Source organism: Okeania hirsuta (assembly GCF_003838195.1).
GTDB classification, from domain to species: domain Bacteria; phylum Cyanobacteriota; class Cyanobacteriia; order Cyanobacteriales; family Microcoleaceae; genus Okeania; species Okeania hirsuta.
In genome coordinates, this window is record NZ_RCBY01000465.1 from 1 (window position 1) to 2,758 (window position 2,758).

The window sequence follows — 2,758 nt, forward strand, 5'->3', positions numbered from 1 at the left end:
TCGCGAAATAAAACCTTAAAGTGAAATGGGAAAATTCTGGTTTTCACTGATTAAATTATCCTGCCATTAAGTAGAAATTCCAGAGTCCAGCCGCAGTGAACATGAAGCGATCGTCGCGCATCTTTAATGTGATTTCGATACAATCCTCTCCCTGCATTATATCTCTTCACGCCAGATATTGTATGTTCACATTTGACGCTAACGCTACTTTTCTCTCTATTGAAAAGTAGCGTTAGCGTCAAATGTGAACATACAATCCTCTCCCTGCATTATATCTCTTCACGCCAGATATTGTATGTTCACATTTGACGCTAACGCTACTTTTCTCTCTATTGAAAAGTTTTTGTTCCTCAGTTAATTCCTTTCCTTTAGGTTTTTTCGTGGGAATTTTGATGTTGACGAATTCCTTCTGTAATCCCTGGAAACCCAAATCTACATGAATTTTCACTTCCAAAAAGCACAAAATCTACCAATTTTTCGCGCGTCCAACTGCCGAAGGCCCATGAACCTTGCCCTCTCTTGCTTTTGATAGGACGAGGACCCTTTTATCTGAGTCTGTCATGATCAGATGTTGACTCCTATGGCACTTTTTTTTACCTGAGTCATGATTTTTCTGCTTTTGCTGGTCTTTTGGACGCTGGATTGGCCGTTCCGTACCATCAATCATCACTTCTTTGGCAGATGGAAACCTGCCAATGAATTCTTCAATGCTTTGTAACTTACGTTCTGGTAAGGCCATTTTTTTCCCTAAAGCACTCTCAGGGCAACGGTTGTAGTCTTAACATCCAATAGTGTGCTCGGCTGCGGTGTAAGTCAAACAATATTCCTGCCACATCAAAGGTAGGGTAACACTTGAAGTAGAACAAGATAAAAAATAGCTTGTCTTTGGCCTCTAACAACCGCGCTTTTCTCCCTCCTCCTAAAGCTCGAACTCTAGGTTTTTGGCAAAAGAGCGTTCGCGGAGGGTGGCGGAGCGCCGTATCGCTTCCGAGTCAAGTTGGACACAAAAAGCTTGTAATAATTCATCCAATGCCTTACGGTTTAGTCCAGTCAATGCCCGCACTGAGGCGGTCTTCTTTTAGCACCCGATTCAGATCTAACATTGTCCCATCTCAAACACCCTATTAACTTTACTTTACCTTATAAAGCGACAAGTCTATTAACCTCCTCACAACCCACTACGAAAATTTAAAAGATGCCAAATCTACTCATGCTGATTCCATCAAAACAAAAATCCCCATTTCTCAAACAGACCGCAAATTCCTAGAAAATCTCATCTACAATAATGCCCTAGAAATTTGTATCGACGGTCTCAATGAATTCACCCCCGACACCCGCACTAAAATTAGTTATTTTGTCGAGCGTCATTTCCGGGGTCATATTCTCCTAGCAACACAACCCCTAGATTGGATTTCACCATTTATTCTCTGGTGAACTAAAGGTAATGCCCAACTACCCTTTTCTTCTGGAATGTAAGCCAAAGTACTGTATCCAAAAACTACCCCTATTGGTTGATTGACTCTTATTCTACCTGGAGTATGTTCATAAGTTCTTTCTTGAAGGGTAACTGCGTCTGGTCGCAACCAACCACTATGGTCTCCTACTAATAATGGTCTTTGATTCAATGTTATCTGTTTGATATAAACTTCCATCAATTTGTATCGTGATGGATAAAAATCTTCTAGAGTTTCGTAAACACTATGCCATCGTCGGCGAAATACTGGTGACAAAGATAATTCTGCTAGAGAATTAGGACTAGGGCTTAATATTGCTGCATCAGTAAGTTCAAACACAGCATCCTTCGCATTTTCCAACAGATGATATACTTAATTACGGAATAATTTTAACTTCAAATCAGGATAATTTTAACTTCAAATCAGGCATTTTGGCCAGATAATTTTTATTTAATGCCTGATTTTACCTGAAATAATTACCGACAAAAGGATTTGACGAGTAGAAGTTAGATAAGTAATACTAATTCGTATTACTTGTGGTTAGAAAATTACTCAGCTTCTCCAAAAGGCTAGACATGAGTATCATCCTTGTCTAGCTATTCAATCATAAAATTTGTACAGACTCAGTTTTAATCTCTAATAAATTTATCAGTTTAGCATCATTTGTCAATAACTTGGCATTCAATAACTGTGCTGTTGCTGCCACAATAGCATCAGGAAGTTTCAACCTGTAACTTTTCCGTAAAGCGATCGCTAAATCTTTAATTTGACTCTCAATACCAACTATTGTTATTTGAGCCAAAAAATTACGAATTTGTATTTCCTCAACTGGAGTCAAACTGGGATAAGAGAGTAACTCTATTTCAGTAATTATAGAAATAAAATATCTACCACCAGGTAGAGGGTTAACTAACCGCCCGCCTAAATAATACAAATGTGGTTTTGTATTTAGCACAATTAAATTTTCTGTCACTACCATTCATCCCTAATTTGTTGTTGATATTCCAAAGGGTCTATACTTAATTTTATTGTGCCTGCATACTCAGCCAAATCTACCTTTTGTTCTTCCACTTTTAACTCACAAGCAGCCAATAACTTTTCAATTTCTTGCCAGTCTTGATAGTCAATCAAAACTGCTACAGGGCGCATAGTTTCATCAGTAACTATTTTCTTCTTAAAATTCCGCATAATTTTCTCCTAATCTATGGATAAACTTTTCAAATAGCTAGGGAGAATGGTATTCGCCCTTTCTATATGTAGAGTCCCTGCGTAAGTCCTGATATCTCCAGGACTTACGCAAAAAA

The 2,758-nt window shown here is 38.3% G+C and carries 5 protein-coding genes and 1 pseudogene; all 6 read right to left on the reverse strand.

Translation table 11 applies throughout. The annotated features are described in order from the left end of the window. Positions 1 to 238 precede the first annotated feature (238 nt). The 6 genes and pseudogenes from D5R40_RS40410 to D5R40_RS31835 all read right to left on the reverse strand — a co-directional run bounded on the left by D5R40_RS40410 (position 239) and on the right by D5R40_RS31835 (position 2,642). Positions 239 to 739 (reverse strand): annotated as a pseudogene (locus tag D5R40_RS40410) (transposase family protein). Between the two features lie 19 nt (positions 740 to 758). After that, positions 759 to 899 (reverse strand): helix-turn-helix domain-containing protein, encoded by a 141-nt coding sequence (locus D5R40_RS43240; RefSeq protein ID WP_375339363.1) that lies wholly within the window; start codon positions 897 to 899, stop codon positions 759 to 761. Between the two features lie 20 nt (positions 900 to 919). Beyond that, positions 920 to 1,054: a hypothetical protein gene (locus D5R40_RS41715; RefSeq protein ID WP_275670276.1), complete on the reverse strand. Its 135-nt coding sequence runs from the start codon at positions 1,052 to 1,054 to the stop codon at positions 920 to 922. A 322-nt stretch (positions 1,055 to 1,376) separates the two neighbouring features. Continuing rightward, the gene (locus tag D5R40_RS31825; protein WP_124146745.1) at positions 1,377 to 1,814 is read right to left on the reverse strand and encodes a hypothetical protein; all 438 of its coding nucleotides are present in this window, start codon (positions 1,812 to 1,814) and stop codon (positions 1,377 to 1,379) included. A gap of 244 nt (positions 1,815 to 2,058) precedes the next feature. Continuing rightward, a complete protein-coding gene (locus D5R40_RS31830) occupies positions 2,059 to 2,409 on the reverse strand; it encodes a type II toxin-antitoxin system VapC family toxin (RefSeq protein WP_240039132.1) in 351 nt (116 codons plus the stop codon). Between the two features lie 17 nt (positions 2,410 to 2,426). After that, entirely contained in the window at positions 2,427 to 2,642 is a 216-nt protein-coding gene (locus tag D5R40_RS31835; RefSeq protein ID WP_124146747.1) for a hypothetical protein, read from the reverse strand. Between the last annotated feature and the right edge of the window lie 116 nt (positions 2,643 to 2,758).

Bases quoted from the DNA above. Each gene is read 5' to 3' on its own strand.
- D5R40_RS31835 (WP_124146747.1), bottom strand. From the start codon at position 2,642: ATGCGGAATTTTAAGAAGAAAATAGTTACTGATGAAACTATGCGCCCT.